At 72.9% G+C, this 17,530-nt stretch carries 24 protein-coding genes; 11 read left to right on the top strand and 13 right to left on the bottom strand.

All coding sequences use genetic code 11. The annotated features are described in order from the left end of the window. Position 1 precedes the first annotated feature (1 nt). Genes B0I32_RS17000 through B0I32_RS59870 form a run of 5 tightly spaced genes read left to right on the top strand, consistent with a single transcriptional unit; the run spans position 2 to position 3,875 of the window. Positions 2-1,132 carry a thiolase family protein gene (locus B0I32_RS17000; protein ID WP_106239990.1) on the top strand — a complete coding sequence of 377 codons (1,131 nt, stop codon included), beginning with the start codon at positions 2-4 and terminating at the stop codon, positions 1,130-1,132. Between the two features lie 48 nt (positions 1,133-1,180). Beyond that, positions 1,181-1,858, top strand: a complete 678-nt coding sequence (locus B0I32_RS16995; protein ID WP_106239988.1) for an energy-coupling factor ABC transporter ATP-binding protein — start codon at positions 1,181-1,183, stop codon at positions 1,856-1,858. After that, entirely contained in the window at positions 1,855-2,460 is a 606-nt protein-coding gene (locus tag B0I32_RS16990; protein WP_106239986.1) for an energy-coupling factor transporter transmembrane component T family protein, read from the top strand. Before B0I32_RS16995 ends, B0I32_RS16990 begins: the two co-directional genes overlap by 4 nt. A 39-nt stretch (positions 2,461-2,499) precedes the next feature. Next, positions 2,500-2,850: an ArsR/SmtB family transcription factor gene (locus tag B0I32_RS16985; RefSeq protein WP_106239984.1), complete on the top strand. Its 351-nt coding sequence runs from the start codon at positions 2,500-2,502 to the stop codon at positions 2,848-2,850. Continuing rightward, complete coding sequence (locus B0I32_RS59870) at positions 2,847-3,875, top strand: VOC family protein (protein WP_146178200.1); 1,029 nt, start codon at positions 2,847-2,849, stop codon at positions 3,873-3,875. Before B0I32_RS16985 ends, B0I32_RS59870 begins: the two co-directional genes overlap by 4 nt. A gap of 35 nt (positions 3,876-3,910) precedes the next feature. Here B0I32_RS59870 and B0I32_RS16970 read toward each other — a convergent pair whose 3' ends face one another. Then, the gene (locus B0I32_RS16970; RefSeq protein WP_106239982.1) at positions 3,911-4,693 is read right to left on the bottom strand and encodes an SDR family oxidoreductase; all 783 of its coding nucleotides are present in this window, start codon (positions 4,691-4,693) and stop codon (positions 3,911-3,913) included. 88 nt (positions 4,694-4,781) lie between these two features. On the opposite strand from B0I32_RS16970, the gene B0I32_RS16965 reads away from it, so the two are divergent. Then, positions 4,782-5,375, top strand: a complete 594-nt coding sequence (locus B0I32_RS16965; protein ID WP_106239979.1) for a TetR/AcrR family transcriptional regulator — start codon at positions 4,782-4,784, stop codon at positions 5,373-5,375. Between the two features lie 52 nt (positions 5,376-5,427). Continuing rightward, positions 5,428-5,565: a hypothetical protein gene (locus B0I32_RS16960; RefSeq protein ID WP_181307467.1), complete on the top strand. Its 138-nt coding sequence runs from the start codon at positions 5,428-5,430 to the stop codon at positions 5,563-5,565. A gap of 4 nt (positions 5,566-5,569) precedes the next feature. Here the strand turns inward: B0I32_RS16960 and B0I32_RS16955 are convergent, their stop codons facing one another. From B0I32_RS16955 to B0I32_RS16930, 7 genes are all read right to left on the bottom strand, one after another. Beyond that, the gene (locus tag B0I32_RS16955) at positions 5,570-6,151 is read right to left on the bottom strand and encodes an alpha/beta fold hydrolase (RefSeq protein WP_106239977.1); all 582 of its coding nucleotides are present in this window, start codon (positions 6,149-6,151) and stop codon (positions 5,570-5,572) included. Positions 6,152-6,236: 85 nt separating this feature from the next. Beyond that, positions 6,237-6,554: a hypothetical protein gene (locus tag B0I32_RS16950; protein WP_106239975.1), complete on the bottom strand. Its 318-nt coding sequence runs from the start codon at positions 6,552-6,554 to the stop codon at positions 6,237-6,239. A 79-nt stretch (positions 6,555-6,633) separates the two neighbouring features. Further along, positions 6,634-7,356, bottom strand: a complete 723-nt coding sequence (locus B0I32_RS16945; RefSeq protein ID WP_106239973.1) for an aspartate/glutamate racemase family protein — start codon at positions 7,354-7,356, stop codon at positions 6,634-6,636. A 40-nt stretch (positions 7,357-7,396) separates the two neighbouring features. After that, positions 7,397-7,924: a glutamate ligase domain-containing protein gene (locus tag B0I32_RS59865; RefSeq protein ID WP_245955861.1), complete on the bottom strand. Its 528-nt coding sequence runs from the start codon at positions 7,922-7,924 to the stop codon at positions 7,397-7,399. Then, positions 7,849-8,724 carry a UDP-N-acetylmuramoyl-tripeptide--D-alanyl-D-alanine ligase gene (locus B0I32_RS59860; protein WP_245955871.1) on the bottom strand — a complete coding sequence of 292 codons (876 nt, stop codon included), beginning with the start codon at positions 8,722-8,724 and terminating at the stop codon, positions 7,849-7,851. The genes B0I32_RS59865 and B0I32_RS59860 overlap by 76 nt, the downstream gene beginning before the upstream one ends. A 5-nt stretch (positions 8,725-8,729) precedes the next feature. Beyond that, positions 8,730-9,686, bottom strand: a complete 957-nt coding sequence (locus B0I32_RS16935) for a D-alanine--D-alanine ligase family protein (RefSeq protein WP_106239971.1) — start codon at positions 9,684-9,686, stop codon at positions 8,730-8,732. 114 nt (positions 9,687-9,800) lie between these two features. Further along, the gene (locus tag B0I32_RS16930) at positions 9,801-10,385 is read right to left on the bottom strand and encodes a TetR/AcrR family transcriptional regulator (RefSeq protein ID WP_106239969.1); all 585 of its coding nucleotides are present in this window, start codon (positions 10,383-10,385) and stop codon (positions 9,801-9,803) included. An 83-nt stretch (positions 10,386-10,468) separates the two neighbouring features. On the opposite strand from B0I32_RS16930, the gene B0I32_RS16925 reads away from it, so the two are divergent. Both B0I32_RS16925 and B0I32_RS16920 read left to right on the top strand, forming a co-directional pair. After that, positions 10,469-11,242: an oxidoreductase gene (locus B0I32_RS16925; protein ID WP_106239966.1), complete on the top strand. Its 774-nt coding sequence runs from the start codon at positions 10,469-10,471 to the stop codon at positions 11,240-11,242. A 33-nt stretch (positions 11,243-11,275) separates the two neighbouring features. Beyond that, a complete protein-coding gene (locus B0I32_RS16920) occupies positions 11,276-11,623 on the top strand; it encodes a VOC family protein (RefSeq protein ID WP_106239964.1) in 348 nt (115 codons plus the stop codon). 9 nt (positions 11,624-11,632) lie between these two features. On the opposite strand, the gene B0I32_RS16915 is transcribed toward B0I32_RS16920, so the two are convergent. Continuing rightward, positions 11,633-12,229: a TetR/AcrR family transcriptional regulator gene (locus tag B0I32_RS16915; RefSeq protein WP_106239962.1), complete on the bottom strand. Its 597-nt coding sequence runs from the start codon at positions 12,227-12,229 to the stop codon at positions 11,633-11,635. Positions 12,230-12,338: 109 nt separating this feature from the next. On the opposite strand from B0I32_RS16915, the gene B0I32_RS16910 reads away from it, so the two are divergent. After that, on the top strand, positions 12,339-13,154 hold the full coding sequence (locus tag B0I32_RS16910) for an SDR family NAD(P)-dependent oxidoreductase (RefSeq protein ID WP_106239959.1): 816 nt from the start codon (positions 12,339-12,341) through the stop codon (positions 13,152-13,154). A 23-nt stretch (positions 13,155-13,177) separates the two neighbouring features. Here the strand turns inward: B0I32_RS16910 and B0I32_RS16905 are convergent, their stop codons facing one another. The 3 genes from B0I32_RS16905 to B0I32_RS16895 all read right to left on the bottom strand — a co-directional run bounded on the left by B0I32_RS16905 (position 13,178) and on the right by B0I32_RS16895 (position 15,479). Then, complete coding sequence (locus B0I32_RS16905) at positions 13,178-13,912, bottom strand: phosphotransferase enzyme family protein (RefSeq protein ID WP_106239957.1); 735 nt, start codon at positions 13,910-13,912, stop codon at positions 13,178-13,180. 46 nt (positions 13,913-13,958) lie between these two features. Then, the gene (locus B0I32_RS16900; RefSeq protein ID WP_106240203.1) at positions 13,959-14,795 is read right to left on the bottom strand and encodes a M55 family metallopeptidase; all 837 of its coding nucleotides are present in this window, start codon (positions 14,793-14,795) and stop codon (positions 13,959-13,961) included. Positions 14,796-14,906: 111 nt separating this feature from the next. Beyond that, positions 14,907-15,479 (bottom strand): TetR/AcrR family transcriptional regulator, encoded by a 573-nt coding sequence (locus B0I32_RS16895; protein WP_106239955.1) that lies wholly within the window; start codon positions 15,477-15,479, stop codon positions 14,907-14,909. Between the two features lie 144 nt (positions 15,480-15,623). On the opposite strand from B0I32_RS16895, the gene B0I32_RS16890 reads away from it, so the two are divergent. Then, complete coding sequence (locus B0I32_RS16890) at positions 15,624-16,361, top strand: SDR family oxidoreductase (protein WP_106239953.1); 738 nt, start codon at positions 15,624-15,626, stop codon at positions 16,359-16,361. Positions 16,362-16,595: 234 nt separating this feature from the next. Here the strand turns inward: B0I32_RS16890 and B0I32_RS16885 are convergent, their stop codons facing one another. Continuing rightward, the gene (locus B0I32_RS16885; RefSeq protein ID WP_181307465.1) at positions 16,596-17,486 is read right to left on the bottom strand and encodes a TauD/TfdA family dioxygenase; all 891 of its coding nucleotides are present in this window, start codon (positions 17,484-17,486) and stop codon (positions 16,596-16,598) included. Positions 17,487-17,530 lie beyond the last annotated feature (44 nt).

The following is a 17,530-nucleotide window of genomic DNA, read 5'->3' as shown; positions in this document are numbered from 1 at the left end:
CATGAGTGACACACCTGTGGTGGTGGCGGCCCGGCGCACGCCGATCGGCACGGCCGGGCACGCGTACCGGGAGCTGGGCGTCGACCGGCTGGCCGCACCGGTGATCGCGGCGGTGACCGCGGACGTGCCGGGGCGGCGAGTGGACGACGTCGTGCTCGGCAACTGCATGGGGCCCGGCGGCAACGTGGCCAGGATCTCGGCGCTGGCCGCCGGGCTGGGGGACGAGGTGCCGGGGCTCACCGTGGACCGGCAGTGCGGCTCCGGCCTGGCCGCGATCCTGGTGGCCGGGCAGGCCGTCCGCGCGGGGGAGGCGGACCTGGTGATCGCCGGCGGGGCGGAGAGCGCCTCGACCGCGCCGCGGCGCACGTTCAGGGGCGCGGCGGAGCCGTACGAGCGGGCGCCCTTCGCCCCCGAAGGCCGTCCCGACCCGGACATGGGCCCGGCGGCGGAGGCGCTGGCGGCGGCCCGCGGCGTCAGCAGGGAACGGCAGGACGCCTACGCCTGCCGCAGCCACGCCCGCGCCCTGGCCGCCCGCGCCGCCGGGCGGTTCGAACCGGAGATCGTCCCGATCGGCGGTCGGTCGGAGGACCAGCGCCCGCGCCCGCTGCGGGCGGCGTCGCTGGCCCGCCTGCCTGCGGCTTTCGTCGCGGGCGGTACAGTGACGGCCGGCAACTCCTCCCCGGTCAGCGACGGCGCCGCCGCCGTGGCCCTCGTGCCGGAACGGTCGCGCGGAGATCTGCCGGGGATGCGGCTGCTGGCCGGAGCCGTCGTCGGGTGCGATCCCGCGCTGCCCGGCTGGGGGCCGGTGCCCGCGGTCAGGCGGGTGCTGGAACGTACGGGGGTGGATGTGGAACGGGTCGTGGCGGTGGAGATCGTGGAGGCGTTCGCGGCGCAGGTGCTCGCGGTCACCGACGCGCTCGGGCTGGATCCGCTGGGCGCCGACGACGAGCGGGTGTGCGCCGACGGCGGTGCGCTGGCGCTCGGGCATCCGTGGGGTGCGACGGGCGCGGTCGTGGTGACCAGGCTGTTCTCCAGGCTCGTCCGGGCCGGCGCCCCGCCGGGAACGCTCGGCCTGGCGGCGGCCGCGGTCGGCGGCGGCCTGGGCGTGGCCGCCCTGTTCGAGGTGGTGTGAGGTGGGCACCACACCGGCGTCCGCCGGGTCCGTTCGAGGCGGTCTGAGATGAGCATCGACTTCTCCGACGTGCACGTACGCCTGGGCGAGCGCGACGTGCTGCGCGGCGTGACCGCCTCCCTGTCCGAGAGCCGCGTCGGCGTGGTCGGCGCCAACGGCTCGGGCAAGAGCACCCTGGCCCGCCTGATCAACGGCCTGGCCGTGCCGACGTCCGGCAGCGTCACCGTGCTCGGCCTGGACACCCGCCGCAAGGGCCCGCGGATCCGGCGCGACGTCGGGTTCGTCTTCACCGACCCCGACGCGCAGATCGTGATGCCGACCGTGGCCGAGGACGTGGCCTTCTCCCTGCGCCGCAGCAAGCTGCCGCGCGCGGAGGTGGAGCAACGCGTGACGGAGGTCCTCGGCCGTTACGGCCTGGCCGGCCACGCCGACCATCCCGCGCACCACCTCTCAGGTGGCCAGAAGCAGTTGCTGGCGCTGTGCTCGGTCATGGTGCTGGAGCCGCGGATCCTGGTCATGGACGAGCCGACCACACTGCTCGACCTGCGCCACTCCCGCCAGGTCGCCGCCCTGCTGCGCGAGATGACGCAGCAGGTGCTCGTGGTCACGCACGATCTGCCGCTGCTGGCGGGCTTCGACCGGGTGCTGGTGATCGACGACGGCCGCGTCGTCGCCGACGGCGCCCCCGACGAGGCCATCGCCTTCTACCGCAAGCTGATGGCATGAACGGTCTGCTCGGCGCCTACGTCCCCGGCTCCTCCCCGCTGCACCGCCTGCCGGCCGGCGTCAAGCTGGCCGGGCTGGCGGTGGCGTGCACGGTGCTGGTGCTGCTGGGTTCGCCGGCGGCGCTGGGGGTGGCCGCGGTCGTGGTGGCGGGCCTGTACGCGTTGTCGCGGGTGAGCCTGGCGGCGGCGTGGGCGCAGGTCAAGCCGGTGCGCTGGTTCGCCGTGGCGCTGTTCGGGATGCAGTGGCTGTTCGTCGATCTGCAGGGGGCGCTGTCCACGGTGCTGCGGGTGGTGCTGGCGGTGGCGCTGGCCGGGCTGGTGACGCTCACCACCCGCGCCTCGGCCATGATGGCGGCGCTGGAGCGCTGCCTGTCGCCGGCCAGGTTCGTGGGGCTGGACCCGTTCCGGGTGTCGTTGCTGCTGTCGCTGACCATTCGCAGCGTGCCGGTGGTGGCGGAGCTGGCCACGCGCGTCAGGGAGGCGCAGCGGGCCAGGGGTGTCGAGCGCAGCGTGCGGGCGTTCGCGGTGCCGCTGGTGGTGGGGTCGCTGCGGCACGCCGACGCGCTGGGGGAGGCGCTCAGCGCCCGTGGCCTCGATGACTAAGGATTGACTTATATAAGCGTGTACTGAAATACTCCGGTCGTGCACGCTTTCGACGTTCTCGGGGATCCGGTGCGTCGCCGGATCCTGGAGCTGCTCGCCGGCGGCGAGCAGAGCTCCGGCGAGGTGACCGCTGTCATCCAGCGCGAGTTCGGCATCTCCCAGCCTGCCGTCTCCCAGCACCTGCGGGTGCTGCGCGACAACGGGTTCGCCAGCGTACGGGCCGAGGGCACCCGGCGGCTCTACGCCGTCGAGCCGGGCCCGCTGCAGGAGGTCGATCTCTGGCTGGAACGCTTTCGCGGGTTCTGGAGCCAGCGCCTGGACGCCCTGGCGACGGAGCTGGCCCGCGGCAGGCGAGAACGCCACAGGAAAGACGATACGGAGGACACATGAGGAAGATCATCGACGAGCTCGCCGAAGCGCACAGGGAGCTGCTCGACGGCGAACGCAAGACCGTGGTGCTGCGGCGCCACTACGACGCCGAGATCGAGGACGTCTGGCAGGCGTGCACCGACGGCGACCGGCTCTCCCGCTGGTTCCTGCCCGTCAGCGGCGATCTGCGGCTGGGCGGCACGTACCAGCTGGAGGGCAACGCAGGTGGCGAGATCCTGCGATGTGAGCCGCCCAGCCTGTTGAAGGTCAGCTGGCTCTTCGGCCCCGACCCCGGCTTCTCCGAGGTCGAGGTGCGCCTGACCGGCAAGGACGGCGGCACCGAGCTCGAACTGCGCCACACCGCCGAGGTGCCGCCGGAGTTCTGGGGACAGTTCGGCCCCGGCTCGGTCGGCGTCGGCTGGGACCTGGCGCTGCTCGGCCTGGCTCTGCACCTGCGGGGCGGCGAGCGGGTCGACGAGGCCACCTTCCACCAGACCGACGAGGGCCGCGCCTACATCACCGGCGCCTGCCGGGCCTGGGGCGAGGCCCACCAGGCCGCGGGCGCGCCGGCCGACGAGGTCGCCGCCGCGGTCGCCAGGACCACCGCCTTCTACGCCCCCGAGGAGGAGGCGGCGCCGCCCGCGCCGCCGCTGCAGAAGGTGGCTCCCTTCCTCATGTTCCAGAAGGGCGACGCGGAGGAGGCCATGAACTTCTACGTGTCGCTGTTCGACGACGCCAAGGTCGTCCACGCCGACCGTTACGGCCCCGGCGAGCAGGGCAAGGAGGGCTCGATCAAGCTCGCCCGCTTCACCCTGGCGGGTCAGGAGCACCTGTGCAGCGACAGCTTCGTCAAGCACGGATTCGAGTTCACGCCGTCGATGTCGCTCTACGTCACGTGCGGCAGCGAGGAGGAGCTCGAACGGCTCTACGGCGCGCTCGTCGAGGGCGGGCAGGCGCTGATGCCGCTCGGCTCCTACGGCTTCAGCACCCGCTTCGGCTGGGTCAACGACCGCTTCGGCGTCTCCTGGCAGCTCAACCTGCCGTAAGGACGCGTGGCGGATCCGTCGGCGGCGGCAGGAGATCAGACCAGGCCCTGGCCGCCGTCGACGGTGAGCACCGTGCCCGTCATAAGGTTGTTCGCCATGAGGAACAGCGAGGCCGAGGCCGCCTCCTGCGCCGTGCCCAACCGGCCGATCAGCAATCCCTCTCCCGCGGCCGCCACCGCCGCGTCGTCGGCCAGCTCCATCGCCGTACGTGCCAGCGGCGTGTCGACCACTCCGTAGCGGACGGCGTTGACCCGCAGCCGCCGCGGCGCCAGCTCCACCGCCAGTGCCCTGGTCAGCCCTTCCACCGCGCCGATGCCGGCGATGCTCGCCGACGCTCCGGGGACGGGGCGCATCAGGTAGAGGCCCGAGGTGAAGGTGATCGAACCGCCGGCGGGCAGGCGGGGGGCGGCGGCGCGGGCGACGCCGTACGCACCCCAGATGCGTCCGTCCACCACCTCGCTGACCCGCTCGCGCGGCGTGTCGAGCAGCGCTCCGGCGGCGATGGTGCCCGCGGTCACGAGGACGTGGTCGACCTGGCCGGCCTGGTCGAGGGCTCGTTCCACCGCGCTCTCGTCGTTTCCGTCGGCGGCGATCCCGAGCGCGGAGGCGCCGGGCGTCGCGCGGACGTGGTCGAGAGCCGTCTCCAGGCGGGCCTTGTCGCGCCCCACGAGGACGACTCGGGCGCCGACCGAGGCCAGCAGCTCGCCGGCGGCCAGGCCGATGCCGGAGCTGCCGCCGATGATCATCACAGTGCGGTCTTCGAGCGCCGCGGGCAGGGGAGAGCCGGTCGGCATGGGGGCGAGCGTGGTCGTGGTCATGATGATCCCTCTCAGAAATAAACCATCTGGTTGGTTTAGACCTTGCCGCGATTGGGCGAGAAAGTCAACTGGATGGTTTAATTGCTGCATGAGATACGACGCGGAGGCGACCCGGCAGCGGCTCTTTCAGGCCGCCACCGCCGAGTTCGCCGAGCATGGGCTGGCCGGCGCCAGGATCGACCGCATCGCCGCCGCCGCGCAGGCCAACAAGCAGGCGATCTACCTCTACTACGGCGGCAAGGAGAAGCTGTTCGGCCTGGTCGTGCGGGCCAAGATGGACGAGATCTGCCACGCGGTGACCCTCGACCCGCGCACGCTGCCCGAGTCGGTGGGGCAGCTGTTCGACTGGTACCAGGAGCACCCGGAGCTGATCCGGCTGCTGCTGTGGGAGTCGCTGGAGACCACCGGCGACCGGATCGAGGGCGGGGAGGAACGCCTGCTGTCCTACCGCGGGCACGTGGACGGCCTGGTGGAGGCGGGCCTGGAGGGCCGGGAGACGGCCCAGGACTGGCTGTTCACCGTCCTGGGGCTGGTGGCGTGGAACTTCGCCGTGCCGCAACTGCGCCGCCTCATCCTGGACGAGCCGGACCAGGAGGCCGCCGTCGCGCGCCGCCGCGCCATCGTGGTGGACCTGGCCAGGACCCTGGCCGAACAGGCACAGGCCACCGCGGCCGGCCGCTGACAGCTGGCCGGCCGAACCGGTCACCGAGGAGCTGCTCGCTCATGACGTGGACGTGAGCTGGTGGGTGACGCCCGCCGCCTACGAGGCCGGCTTCTACGTCAAGCTCTACGACGCCCTGCGCCACTGGCTGGCGACCGAGTTCCCGTTCACGGCGCCCTACTACTCCAACAACGAGATACCGGGCTCCTGAGGGGTCAGCGGGACAAGCCGCCCACGAACGCCTCCATGGCCGCGGTCACCCGCACGAGAAACTCGGCCGATCCGATCGCGTCGCCTCTCAGCTCCAGGCCGTGGTCGGCGCCGGGCAGCTCCAGGTATTCCAGTCCGGTCCGATTCGCCGCCCCCGCGGGCCAGCTCGGGTCCGCCGTTCCGCCGATGAGCAGCGTGGGCGCGTCCGTCGCGGTGAGCGCGCTCGACACGTCCTCGATGTGGAGCAGCGGGGTGATCCAGACGGCGGGCAGGCCCCGTCCGGCGGCGAGGGGCGCGGCGAGGGTGCCGAGCGACTTGCCCACCAGCAACACGGTCGGCGCCTCCTCCGCGGCCAGCGCCAGCCGCGTCTGCTCCGCCACCCAGCCGGGGGCGGCGGCCTGGTCGAGCGTGCCGGGCACGTCCCACCAGATCTCCTGCACGGTCCAGTCATGGCTCAGCAGGACCTTGCGGGCCAGGTGGAGCAGCGGCCGGGCGGGGTTGTAACCGCGCCCAGGCAGCAGGAGCGCCGTACGCGCCGGGTCGCCGATGACCCGGGTGGAGGCGCCGTAGACCTTGTCCGGGAACATCCGCCCACATTATCGGAGCGACTCAGCGTCGGTGGCCCGCGAGGAGCAGCCGAGGGAGCCCCGCCAGTCGCCGAACATCCGCAGATCAGCGTGGGCGGCTGTGGGCGGCCTCGGCCAGGTCGGTCCACTGGCCCGCCGAGGTGTGCGGCACGACCACCCAGTCCTTCATCTCCCTGCCCTGCCCCGAAGGATCGAACAGGGACGCTCCGGCCAGCCGCAGCGCGGCCGCGTGTTCCGGGGTCTCCCTGACCAGCCGGAACACCATCGCCCCGTCGCGCTGGAGGCTCGCGAACACCTTCCCCGCCTGGTCCTTGAGCGCGGGACGGCCCATCATCCGGGAGATCCGTACCCCCAGGTCGGCCAGCTCCGCGCCGACCTGCTCGAAGTCCTCTTCCGCGCTCATCGTCAGTCGGCCCCCGAGCCTTCGTGGTGGCGGGGCGCGATCGCTCGGCCCCCGCCGTTCCGGCAGAACGGCGATCAGGCTAGTGGGCCGGACCCTGGTCGATCAAGGCGGGGCCGGCCAGCGCGAAGGCGGCCGCGGCCTCCGCGTGCAGGCGGGCGCTCGGCAGCACCGGGACGGCGGTGTCCTTCTCGCCGATCAGCAGCTCGATCTCCGTGCAGCCGAGGATGACGGCTTCGGCGCCGTCGTCGGCGAGATCGGCGACGATCCGGGCGTAGGCGTCCCTGGACGGCTCCCGCAGCACCCCGCGCACCAGCTCCTCGAAGATCACGCGATGGACGAGCTCGCGCTGCTCCCGCCCCGGTACGACCACCTCGAAGCCGTGGGCGGCCAGCCGCTCGCGGTAGAAGGGCTGCTCCATGGTGAAGCGCGTGCCCAGCAGCCCGACCTTGCGCATCCCCCTGGCGCGGACCTCGGCGCCCACGGCGTCGGCGATGTGCAGCACGGGCACGTTCGCGGCCCGCGCCACGTCGTCGCTCACCCGGCTGAACGTGTTGCTGCAGATGAGCAGGACCTCGGCGCCGAGCCGCTCCAGTTTCCCGCCCGCCTCGGTCAGCAGCGCGCTCACCTCGTCCCAGCGGTCGGCGAAGATGAGGTTCTCGACCGTGGTGTAGTCGACCGACCAGATGAGGCTGTCGGCGGAGTGGCTGCCGCCGAGCCGCTCGCGTACCCGCTGGTTGATGATCTGGTAATAGATCACCGTCGATTCCCAGCTCAACCCGCCGATGAGGCCGATGGCGCGCATGGAACTCCGTTTCGCTTCGATGTGCATGAAAGGCGGGTGGTCAGGCGCCGGCCAGCGCGCGGGCGCAGGCCCCGAGGCCGACCTCGCTGGAGGCCTTGACGAACACGACGTCTCCCGGCCGGAGCAGGGCGGTGGCCAGCGTGACGGCTGCGGGCACGTCCTCGACGGCGTGGACGGACACGTTCCGTCCTGAGGCGGCCGCTTCGCCCGCCATCGCGACCGGATCTCCGGGTCCGACCGCGATCAGCAGGTCGAAGCCGAGCTCGGCGACGAGCCGGCCGATCTCCGCGTGCCGGGCGCGCGAGGCGTCCGCCTGCTGTCCCATCGCGCCGAGCACGGCGACGGTACGCCGGTTCCCGGCCAGGGCCTTGGCCGCCCGCAGCCCGGCCCGCATGGATTCGGGGCTGGCGTTGTAGGCGTCGTCGACGACGGTGACGCCGTCGGCTCGTTCGACGATCTCCAGCCGGCCCGATGATCGCCGCCTGGCCGCGTTCAGCCCGGCGGCGATCTCGGCCGCGTCCAGCCCGAGCACGGTCGCGACGGCGGCGGCCGCGACGGCGTTGCCCACCTGGTGCTCGCCGATGAGGTCGAGCTCGACGGGGGCGCGGCCGGCCGCACGTCCCCGGCCCGCACCGGCGCCTCCGGCGACCGGCCGTAGCGCACGATCCGCGCCCCGGTGCGGCCCGCCATGCCCATGACGTACGGGTCGTCGGCGTTGAGCACGGCGAACCCGTCCGCGGGAAGGGCCGCGACCAGTTCGCCCTTGGCCTCGGCGATGTCGGCGGGCCCGGCTCCCATGCGCTCCACGTGCGCGCTGCCGACGTTGAGCACCAGCCCGACCTGGGGCGGCGCGATCCCGGTCAGGTACGTCAGGTCGCCCTTGCGGCCCGCGCCCATCTCCAGCACCAGGTAGCGGGTGCCGGCGTCGGCCCGCAGCACGGTGAGCGGCAGCCCGAGCTCGTTGTTGAACGACCGGTCGGTGGCGACCGTCGCCGCGTGCCGTTCGAGCACCTGGGCCAGCAGGTCCTTGGTGGTGGTCTTGCCCACGGAGCCGGTCAGGCCGATCACCGTGGGGCCGATGCGGCTGAGCACGTGCCTGGCCAGCAGGCCGAGCGCGACCTGGACGTCCTCGACCACGAGCGCGGGCACGCCCACGGGCCTGGAAGCGAGCACGGCGACGGCGCCGGCCGCGACGGCGACCCCCGCGTAGTCGTGCCCGTCCACGCGGGCGCCGGCCGTGGCGGCGAAGAGCCCGCCGGCGACCACCTCACGCGAGTCGACCGCCGCGGGCGCCGTCACCCGTGCCCGCGGATCCCGTACGTCGTGCGGCGTCGCGCCGACGACCTGGGCGATCTCGCCCAGCGTCATGGGGATCACGAGCCGCTCCTGGCGAACGCGAGGTCGATGAGGCGGCGCAGCAGCTCCGGGTACGGGACGCCGCTCGCGGCCCACGCCCTGGCGTAGACGGAACGGGCGGTGAAGCCGGGCATGGTGTTGATCTCCAGCAGGCACAGGCGTCCGGTGTCCTGCTCGTAGAGGAGGTCGGCCCGGGCCAGGCCGTAGCCGTCGATCGCCCGGAAGGCGCGCAGCGACAGCTCGCGCACGTCCTCGGCCACCCGTTCCGGCAGTTCGGCGGGGATGGTGGCGATCTCGGCCCGGCTGAGGTATTTGGCCTCGTAGTCCAGCCAGTCGCCGGGCACGATGAGCTCGCCGGGCACCGACGCCTGGGGCGTGTCGTGGTCGCCGAGCACGCCGCAGATGATCTCGCGGGCGCGTACCTCCTGCTCGACGACGACCTTCCGGTCGTGGGCGAGCGCCAGTTCCACGCCCGCGCGCAGCTCGTCCATGGTGGTGACCCGGGAGACGCCGATGGATGAGCCCAGGCCGGCCGGTTTGACGTACATCGGCCAGTCGAGCGACTTCACCAGACCCCAGGGGTCGGTGGTGGCGCGCCACTCGTGCTCGGTGAACCACACGTGCGGGGTGATCGGGATGCCCTCCGCGAGGAACGCGCGCCGCATCGCCACCTTGTTCATCGCCACGGCCGAGGCCAGGACGCCGCAGCCCACGTACGGGAGGCCCAGCGTCTCCAGGTGTCCCTGCACGACGCCGTCCTCGCCGTACGGGCCGTGCAGCACGGGGAAGACCACGTCCGCCTGGTCGCGGTCGAGCCGGGTCGGCCATCTGCCCTGCCGGTCGATGATGACGGCGACGGGCTCGTACAGGTCCCTCGGCAGAGCGTCCAGCACCGCCTGCGCCGACTGCAGCGACACCTCGTGCTCGGCGGACGGCCCGCCCGCCAGCACCGCCACGCGCACGCGTTCAGTCACGATCGATCAGCCTTCCTGTGGTACGAGAAGCCCCGGTCCCGTCATCCGGAACCGGGCCTCCACCACTGTCGGCCGTCTGTGTCCCCGCCCCGTCAGCGCCGTGTCATGGATGTGTCACGGGCGCGATCCCGCCGTGGACGCCGCCTCGTGGCGCAGGCCGTCGTACAGGATGGTGGCGATCCGGATCGCGTCCTCCTGCCAGCCGTTCGCGCGCATCGAGCAGATGCCGCCGAGGCCGCGCAGCACGACGCGCCCGCTGACGCCGTCGCGGATCAGGCCGGCCGCGGCGCCCGTGGCGAGGAGGTGGTCGAGCGCGCGGGCCATCTCGGTGCGCGCGTCGTCGAAGACCGGCGAGTCGGTCGCCATGATGCTCTCCAGCGCCTCGCCCATCCCCTTGCTCACCGCCGAGTGCTCCACGAGCAGCAGCAGGAAGGCGCGCAGGGCCTCGTCGGGGGAGTGCTGGGCGAGCAGCCGGGCGGGGGCCGCGCAGAGTTCGGCGACCTCCTGGCGGTACACCTCGGCGACGAGCGCCTCGCGTGTGTCGAAGTGGCGGTACAGCGTGCCGACGGCCACGCCGGCGCGGCGGGCGATCTCCTCCACGTGGGCGTCCTCGTCGGCGAGGAACGCCTCCCGCGCCGCTTCCAGGAGCGCTTCGCGGTTGCGGCGGGCGTCGGCACGCAGCGGACGTGGTGACGGCAACAGTCCTCCCTAAGGTGAGTCCGACTCCGTTTGGTGTGTACAGTTTCCGGAGTCAGGTTCACCTTATCGGAGGAGTCACCCTCATGACGATCGACCACGAAGAGCTGACCGGGCTGCGCGTGCTGGTGACCGGCGCGAGCCGCGGGCTCGGGCTGGCCACGGCGCGCCGTTTCGCCGCGGGCGGCGCCACCGTGCTGACGGCCTCGCGTACCGCGCCCCCTGACGACCTGGCCGCCACCTTCATCCCCGCCGACCTGCGCTCCGCGGAGGGGGCGGCCGAGCTCGGGCGGCGCGCGGTGGAGAGCGCCGGGGGCATCGACGTCCTGGTCGACAACGCCGGGGCCGAGTCCCGGCCGGCGCCGACCCTGGAGCGTTCCGACGCGTCATGGCTGGCCGACCTGGAGATGAACCTGCTCAGCGCGGTCCGGCTGGACCGGGCCCTCGTTCCCGGGATGGTCGAGCGCGGCTCCGGCGTCGTGGTGCACGTCTCCTCCATCGCCAGCCACATCCCCCAGCCCCATGAGGCGTCGTACGCGGCGTCGAAGGCGGCCCTCAACGCCTACAGCCGCGAGCTGGCGACGGCGGTGGGCACGCGCGGCGTACGCGTGGTGTGCGTCCTGCCGGGCTTCGTCGTCACCGAAGGAGCGGCCGAGCACCTGCAGCACCTGGCCGACGACCAGGGCGTGACCGTCGAGGAGGTGCAGCGGCGGCTGGTGGAGCGGCTGCAGGTCCCGATGGGGCGGCCGGGGCGGCCCGAGGACGTCGCGGAGCTGATCGTGTTCCTCGCCAGCGACCGCGGCCGATGGCTCACCGGCGCCCAGTACCGGGTGGACGGCGGCATCATCCCCGTCGTCTGAGTCGTGTTCCGTACCTGATCAAAGGAGGGCATCATGACCTTCAGTCTCACATCGCTCGTCGTGGACGCCGCGGACCTGGCGAGCGAGAGCTCGTTCTGGCACCGGCTGCTCGGCGGCACGATCACGAGGACGGCGGCGCACCACTTCCTGCGGATCGACGGCTTCCTCGTGATCGTGATCCAGCACGCTCCCGGGCAGACGCCGCCGCGCTGGCCGGGCGGCGCCTCCCAGCAACTGCACGTCGACCTCGCCACGGACGACGCGGCGGCCGCGGACGAGCGGGTGCGTGCCGCCGGCGGCACGCGGCTGAGCCCGGCCGGCGCCTCCGCGCGGGTGTACGCGAGCCCGGCCGGACATCCCTTCTGCGTCCGCCCGGCCTGAAGGGCCAGGTCAGGCCGGATTCATGGCCTTGAGGAAGGCTTCGACGAGGGCGTCGGCGTAGTCCGGGGTGAGCGGGCCGGTACGGAGCAGCCAGCGCTGGTAGAGGGGCGCGTACAGCAGCTCGAGGGCCAGGTCGAGGTCCGCGTCCGCGGCGAGTTGCCCGGCCCGCTGCGCGCTGCGCAGCCGGTCCTTCTTGGCCTCGTCCACCGGGCCGGCCAGCTTCTCGCGATACTGCGCGGCCAGCGCGGGATCGTTGATGATCTCGGCGTTGAGCGCGCGGATCGGCCCCTCGAACGCCGGGTCGGCGAACTCGGCCACCGTCGCCCGCATCACCGTCTTGAGGTCGGCCGCCACGTCGCCGGTGTCGGGCAGCGCCATGCTCCGCTCGGGCCCGGCCTCGCTGAGGGCGAGGAACGCGTCCAGCACGACCGCGCCCTTGGAGGGCCACCAGCGGTAGATGGTCTGCTTGCCGACGCCGGCCCGGGCCGCGATGGCCTCGATGGTCAGCTTGGCGTAGCCCACCTCGGAGACCAGCTCACGGGCCGCGTCGAGGATGGCCTGCCGGGAGCGCTCGCTGCGGCGGGCGGGGTTGGGCTGCTTCACCATGGCGGGGATCGTACCACACCATGAGACGAGACGTTCCGTCTTGACAGCATTGCGAGGCGAGACGTACCGTCTTGCCTCGTTGGGGACGTATCTACAGAAAGAGGGCCTCATGAGCCGGGTGTGGTTCATCACGGGCGCGTCGCGCGGACTGGGCCGCGCGTTCACGGAAGCGGCCCTGGAAGCGGGGGACCGCGTCATCGCGGCCGCGCGGAACGTCGAGCCACTCGACAGCCTCGCCGCAGAACATCCAGACCGTCTGGTACGGCTGCCGCTCGACGCCTCCGACCGGGCGGCCGTGTTCGAGGGCGTGGAGCGGGCGACGGCGGCCTTCGGCCGGCTCGACGTCGTGGTCAACAACGCCGGGACGATGCTGCTCGGCATGGTGGAGGAGGCCACGGAAGAGCAGATCAGGGCGCACTTCGCGGTCAACCTGTTCGGCGCGCTCTGGGTCACCCAGGCCGTGCTGCCGCACCTGCGCGCCCAGGGCGGCGGCCGCATCCTCCAGGTCACGACGATGGGCACCGGCGGCGGCTTCCCGATGACCGGCCTGTACGCGGCCGGCAAGTCGGCCCTCGACTCGATCTCCGAGGCGGTGGCCATGGAGGCGGAGCAGTTCGGCGTCAAACTCACCATCGTCCAGATGGGCGGCTACGACACCGGCCTGTTCACCGCGGGCACCACGATGACCGCCCCCGCCCCGCACTACCAGCGGCTGCGCGACCAGCTGATCGAGATGTGGGGCGACGACGCCGGTCCCGCCCCGAGCACGGCGGCGCCCGTGATCATGGAGCTGGCCGGCCTGCCCGAGCCGCCGCGGCGGCTCGTCGTGGGCGGCGCTTCCTATGACATGGTGCTGGCCGGCGTCGAGGAGCGGGCGGCGGCGTACCGTGCCTGGGAGCACCTCAGCCGCAAGGCTCCCGGGTGACTCGGCCCCTCTCAGACCGGCTCTCAGACGGGCCGGACCTCGGCCAGCCGCTTGACCGCGTACGCGTCGTCCCAGCAGACGGCCGCCTCCCACGCGGCCGACGCCTGCGCGGCGACGTCGTACGCGCCCTCCTCCAGACCGGCGGCGTTGCCGGGCAGCACCAGGTCGAGCTCGGGAACGTCGACGTGCGCCTCGTCCCAGTCGATCAGCGCGACCCGGTCCGCGGTCACCCGGACGTTGCCGAGGTTGTTGGAGTCGCCGTGGACGACACAGGTCTCCCGTCCGGCGAGCCGCGCCCACGCCGCCCGGCACCGGGCGACACCTTCAGGCGGCATCGCGCCGAGATCGACCTTCGTGCCGGTCTCGGCGTGCAGGAAGTCGGCCGACGAGCGCCAGCCCGGGCGCTGCGGCCAGCCCCGCGTCAACCGGTGCAGCTTGCGCAACTCGCCGGCCGCACGCCGCCAGTCGTCCTCCGTCTCGGGCGGGCCGCCCTCGACGTAGGTCATCACCACCAGACCGTCGGCGAACAGCCGGCCGTCCGTCGTCGGGATCGGCACCGGAACGGTCAGACCTTCGCGGTCGAGGTACCGGAGCAGCTCGGTCTCCCACGCGAGATCGGCGTCACTCCTGCCGCCGAGCCGCCCGACCGCGAGCCGCCCGCCGACCCGCACACTCCACACGTCGTTGGCGACCCCGCCGGTGAGCGGTTCGACGCGGGCGACGTCCGCACCCCACCGCTTGAGTGTCTCCCATCCCATGATCAGAGCTTACGGAAACCCCGGACGTGCTCGCCGCCTTGAAGGCTCACCGTCGGGCCGCCACCGTGGCGGTCGCGTGTGCCGACAGGTGCAGGCAGGCGGAGATCAGCCTGATCAGGTCCTCGGTGCTGCCGACCTCGCGGACCAGTCCCAGGCCGCCGAGCCGCCGCGCCTCAGGCACGTACATGGCGTAGTCGCAGGCCAGCGGGGTGGAGAACTCGATCTCGATGCGCAAGCTGTCCGGCACCGGCGGGCACTCCAGCCCGGCGTGGCCGGCCACGGCGTCGCGGGCCGCGGCCCTGATGCGCTCGGCGGCCACCGACGGGTGTGTGGAGGTCGCCGCATGGAAGCCCGCCGCCCGCTTCACCGGTACGGTCCGCACTCCGGGCAGCGCCTTGGCCGCCGCGGCGCAGACCAGGTCGTCGCCGGTGACCAGCCCCACGGGCACGCCCAGCGCCGCGGCGTGCAGGGCGTTGACCTCGAGTTCGCCGACCGGCGCGCCGTTCACCCGGATCTCGCGGAAGGTGCCGGAGAAGCTGTGCGCCAGCACGCCGCGCTCGCCCGCCGCCGCGTGGTAGCCGACCAGCAGGGCGACCGCGTCGCCCTCCGTGATGCCCTGCATCATGGCCAGCGGTTTGGGCGAGCCGGTCACCACCTGGGCGCGCGGGTCCAGTTCGGCGTGCAGGAGGTTGTCCATGCTGCCGTGGCTGTCGTTGACCACGACCTCCTCGGCGCCGGCGTCGAAGGCGCCCCTCACGGCGGCGTCGGCCTCGGCGGTCATCAGCCGCTGGGCTCGCGCGTAGCCGGTGCCGCCGCGTACGGCCTGGTCGAGGGTCGCGACGCCCGCGACACCTTCCATGTCGACCGAGATGAAGACTCGCATGCCCGCGATCTTAGTGTCGGCTCCGATCAAGGGCCGACCTCCTCGTCCGGCGGCGCAGGGGGCGTCCGGAGGGAGCGGCGTCTCACGCGCGGGAAAGGTCTTCTCGTGGCGTCACGTTCGAATCCTGAGGCCGTCCAGGGTGAGGTCGAGCAGGCGTTCGGCCTGCTCCCGCTGCTCGGGCGCGGCGGAGGTGAGGGCGATGCCCGCCAGGGCGGCGCCCAGGTCCGCCGGGCTGATGTCGGTGCGGATCAGATCGGCGGCCACGCAGGCGTCCATCAGGGCGGTGATGGCGTCCTGGATCATCTCCCGGCTGTGACCGTACGGGTTCTCGCCGGTGGCGGCGATGGCGCGCAGGGCGTCGGCCATGCCGAGCTTGGCGCTCACGTAGTCGAGGAAGAGGCGCGTCCAGGCGCGCAGGGCCTCGTCCGGCGCATGCTCCGCGAGCAGGTCCGGCACGGCGTCGCACAGCTGGGCCATCTCGTTGCGGTAGACCGCCTCGATCAGCGCCTCCCGGGTGGGGAAGTTGCGGTAGAGGGTGGCGGTGCCCACGCCCGCCTCCTTGGCGATGCGTTCCAGGTGGGCGTCCAGTCCGTGTTCGGCGAAGATGCCCGCCGCGGCCGTGATGATCTTGTCCCGGTTACGGCGCGCGTCGGCTCGCAACGGGCGCGGTGCGTGCTGGCTCATCGGCGGCCCGTCGTCCCCTCTCCGTCCTTCGAGTTGCTAAACGGAGGCGTGCCCACTTACGCTGCAAATAAGTGGTGGCGCCTCCACTTTCACTGTAGGCCATCGGCCGGCCGGCGCACATACCTCGGGGAAGGATTGCTGATCATGACAGGCATCGCGGGAAAGGTGGTGGCGATCACCGGCGCCAGCAGCGGCATCGGAGCGGCTACGGCGACGTACCTCGCCGAGAGGGGCGCCCGGCTCGTGCTCGGTGCGCGCAGAAAGGACCGGCTGCGCGAGGTGGTGGCGCAGATCGCCGCCCAAGGCGGTTCGGCCGTCGGGGAGGTCGTCGATGTGACGCGCCGCGAGGACATGATGCTGCTCACGGACACGGCGATCGATCGGTACGGCCGGCTCGACGTCCTCGTCTCCAACGCCGGCACGATGGCGGTGTCACCCTTCGACGACCTGCGCCAGGACGACTGGGACGCGATGGTCGCGACGCACGTCACCGGGCTGCTGAACGGCATCGGCGCGGCCCTGCCCGTCTTCCGGCGGCAACGCTCGGGCCAGTTCGTCAACGTCGCCTCCACCGCGGCGTACGTCGTGAAATCGCCGCAGGGCGTCTACGCGGCCACCAAGGCGGCGGTCAAGGTGCTGACCGAGGCGCTGCGCCAGGAGTCGGGGCCCGACCTGCGCGTCACCCTCGTCTCACCCGGGTTCACCAACACCGAGGGGGTGGGCAAGGGGGCGCCCCCCGAGGCGGCCGCGGCGATCGCCCGGCAGCGCGACGAGATCGCCATCCCGCCCTCGGCCATCGCGGCGGCGATCGGGTTCGCCATCGAGCAGCCGGGGGGCGTCGACATCAGCGAGGTCGTCGTCAGACCAACCGCCCAAGCCTGACAACCACTGGCGAAGATTGGTCCGGATCGCGCCACCGCCGGGGCCCGCCGCTCGCCTGCCGTTACCGGCTTTTCGGCCTTCGGGGCGACCGGCCGCCCTTCGCCGAGCCCCGCCGCTGTCTGCCGTCACCGGCTCCCCGGCCTCCTGGTGATCAGCCGCCCCGCCCGCCGAGCTCCCGCCGGGCCCGCGGAGCCCCACTGAGCACCCGTTGAGCGCCCGCTGGGCCGGCCGCCGCTATGTCGTCAGCCAGAGGCGCAGCAGGTGGCGGCGGAGGTCGGGCCGGGGGTGGTCGGTGTAGGCGGTGCGGCTGTGCAGGACGACATGGTTGTTGAGTAGCTGCAGGTCGCCGGCCCGCAGGTCCATGGTCAGCGCGAAGCGGGGGTCGCCCGTCAGCCGGTCGAGCAGCTCCATCACCTCCGTCTGGGCGGGGGTGAGCGGCGGCACGCCGGGGCCGCGCAGCGCCGAGCGGAGGTAGTCGGGCCCGTAGGCGATGGACACTCCGCCGCCCGGGCGCGGGGTGCACAGCGGCTTGGTGTAGAAGCTGTCGGGACCGTCCCCGGTGCGGCGGTCGTGCCACCACGGCTGGTAGAGCACCTGGGCCAGGTCGGGGCGGGTGCGTACGAGCTCGTTGTGCACGGCGACGGAGCTGACGATGGAGCTGAGCCCGCCGGATCGCGCCGGGCGCAGGCACAGCAGGGCGACGGCGTCATACGGGTCGCTGTGGTAACCCAGTTGCCCACTGTGCTGGTAGCTGCGGGTGACGGCGCCGGCCGGGTCGGCGCCGGTGTCGCGTACGTGTCTCAGCGGCGCCCCGTCCGGGCCCTGCGGGAGGATCTGCCCGACGTGCCCGGCCAGGCCCAGCGCGGCGGCCTCGCACTCCCGCTCGCTCAGCTCGCCCACCGGCACTCCCCGCAGCAGCACGAACCCGCGGCCGCGCACGAGCCGCTCACGCACATCCCGCAGGACGGGGCCGAGTGTCGGCAGCGGGAACCGTCCGTCGCCCGGCCCGGCTCTCACGGCGTCGATGATCTCCCGCTGGTGTCGCTCGCCGAGATATGTCTGCCAGTCATCGCTGTCGCGGACCTCCGCCGCCAGCCAGCCGGCCGGTCCACGCACCTCCGTCACCGCCATCGCGCTGATGCCCCCCTTCCGCCGCCCGGTGCCTCGCC

It is taken from the genome of Nonomuraea fuscirosea (assembly GCF_003001935.1).
In the GTDB taxonomy this organism is placed as follows: Bacteria; Actinomycetota; Actinomycetes; order Streptosporangiales; family Streptosporangiaceae; genus Nonomuraea; species Nonomuraea fuscirosea.
This window is presented reverse-complemented; position numbering and strand designations above follow the sequence as displayed.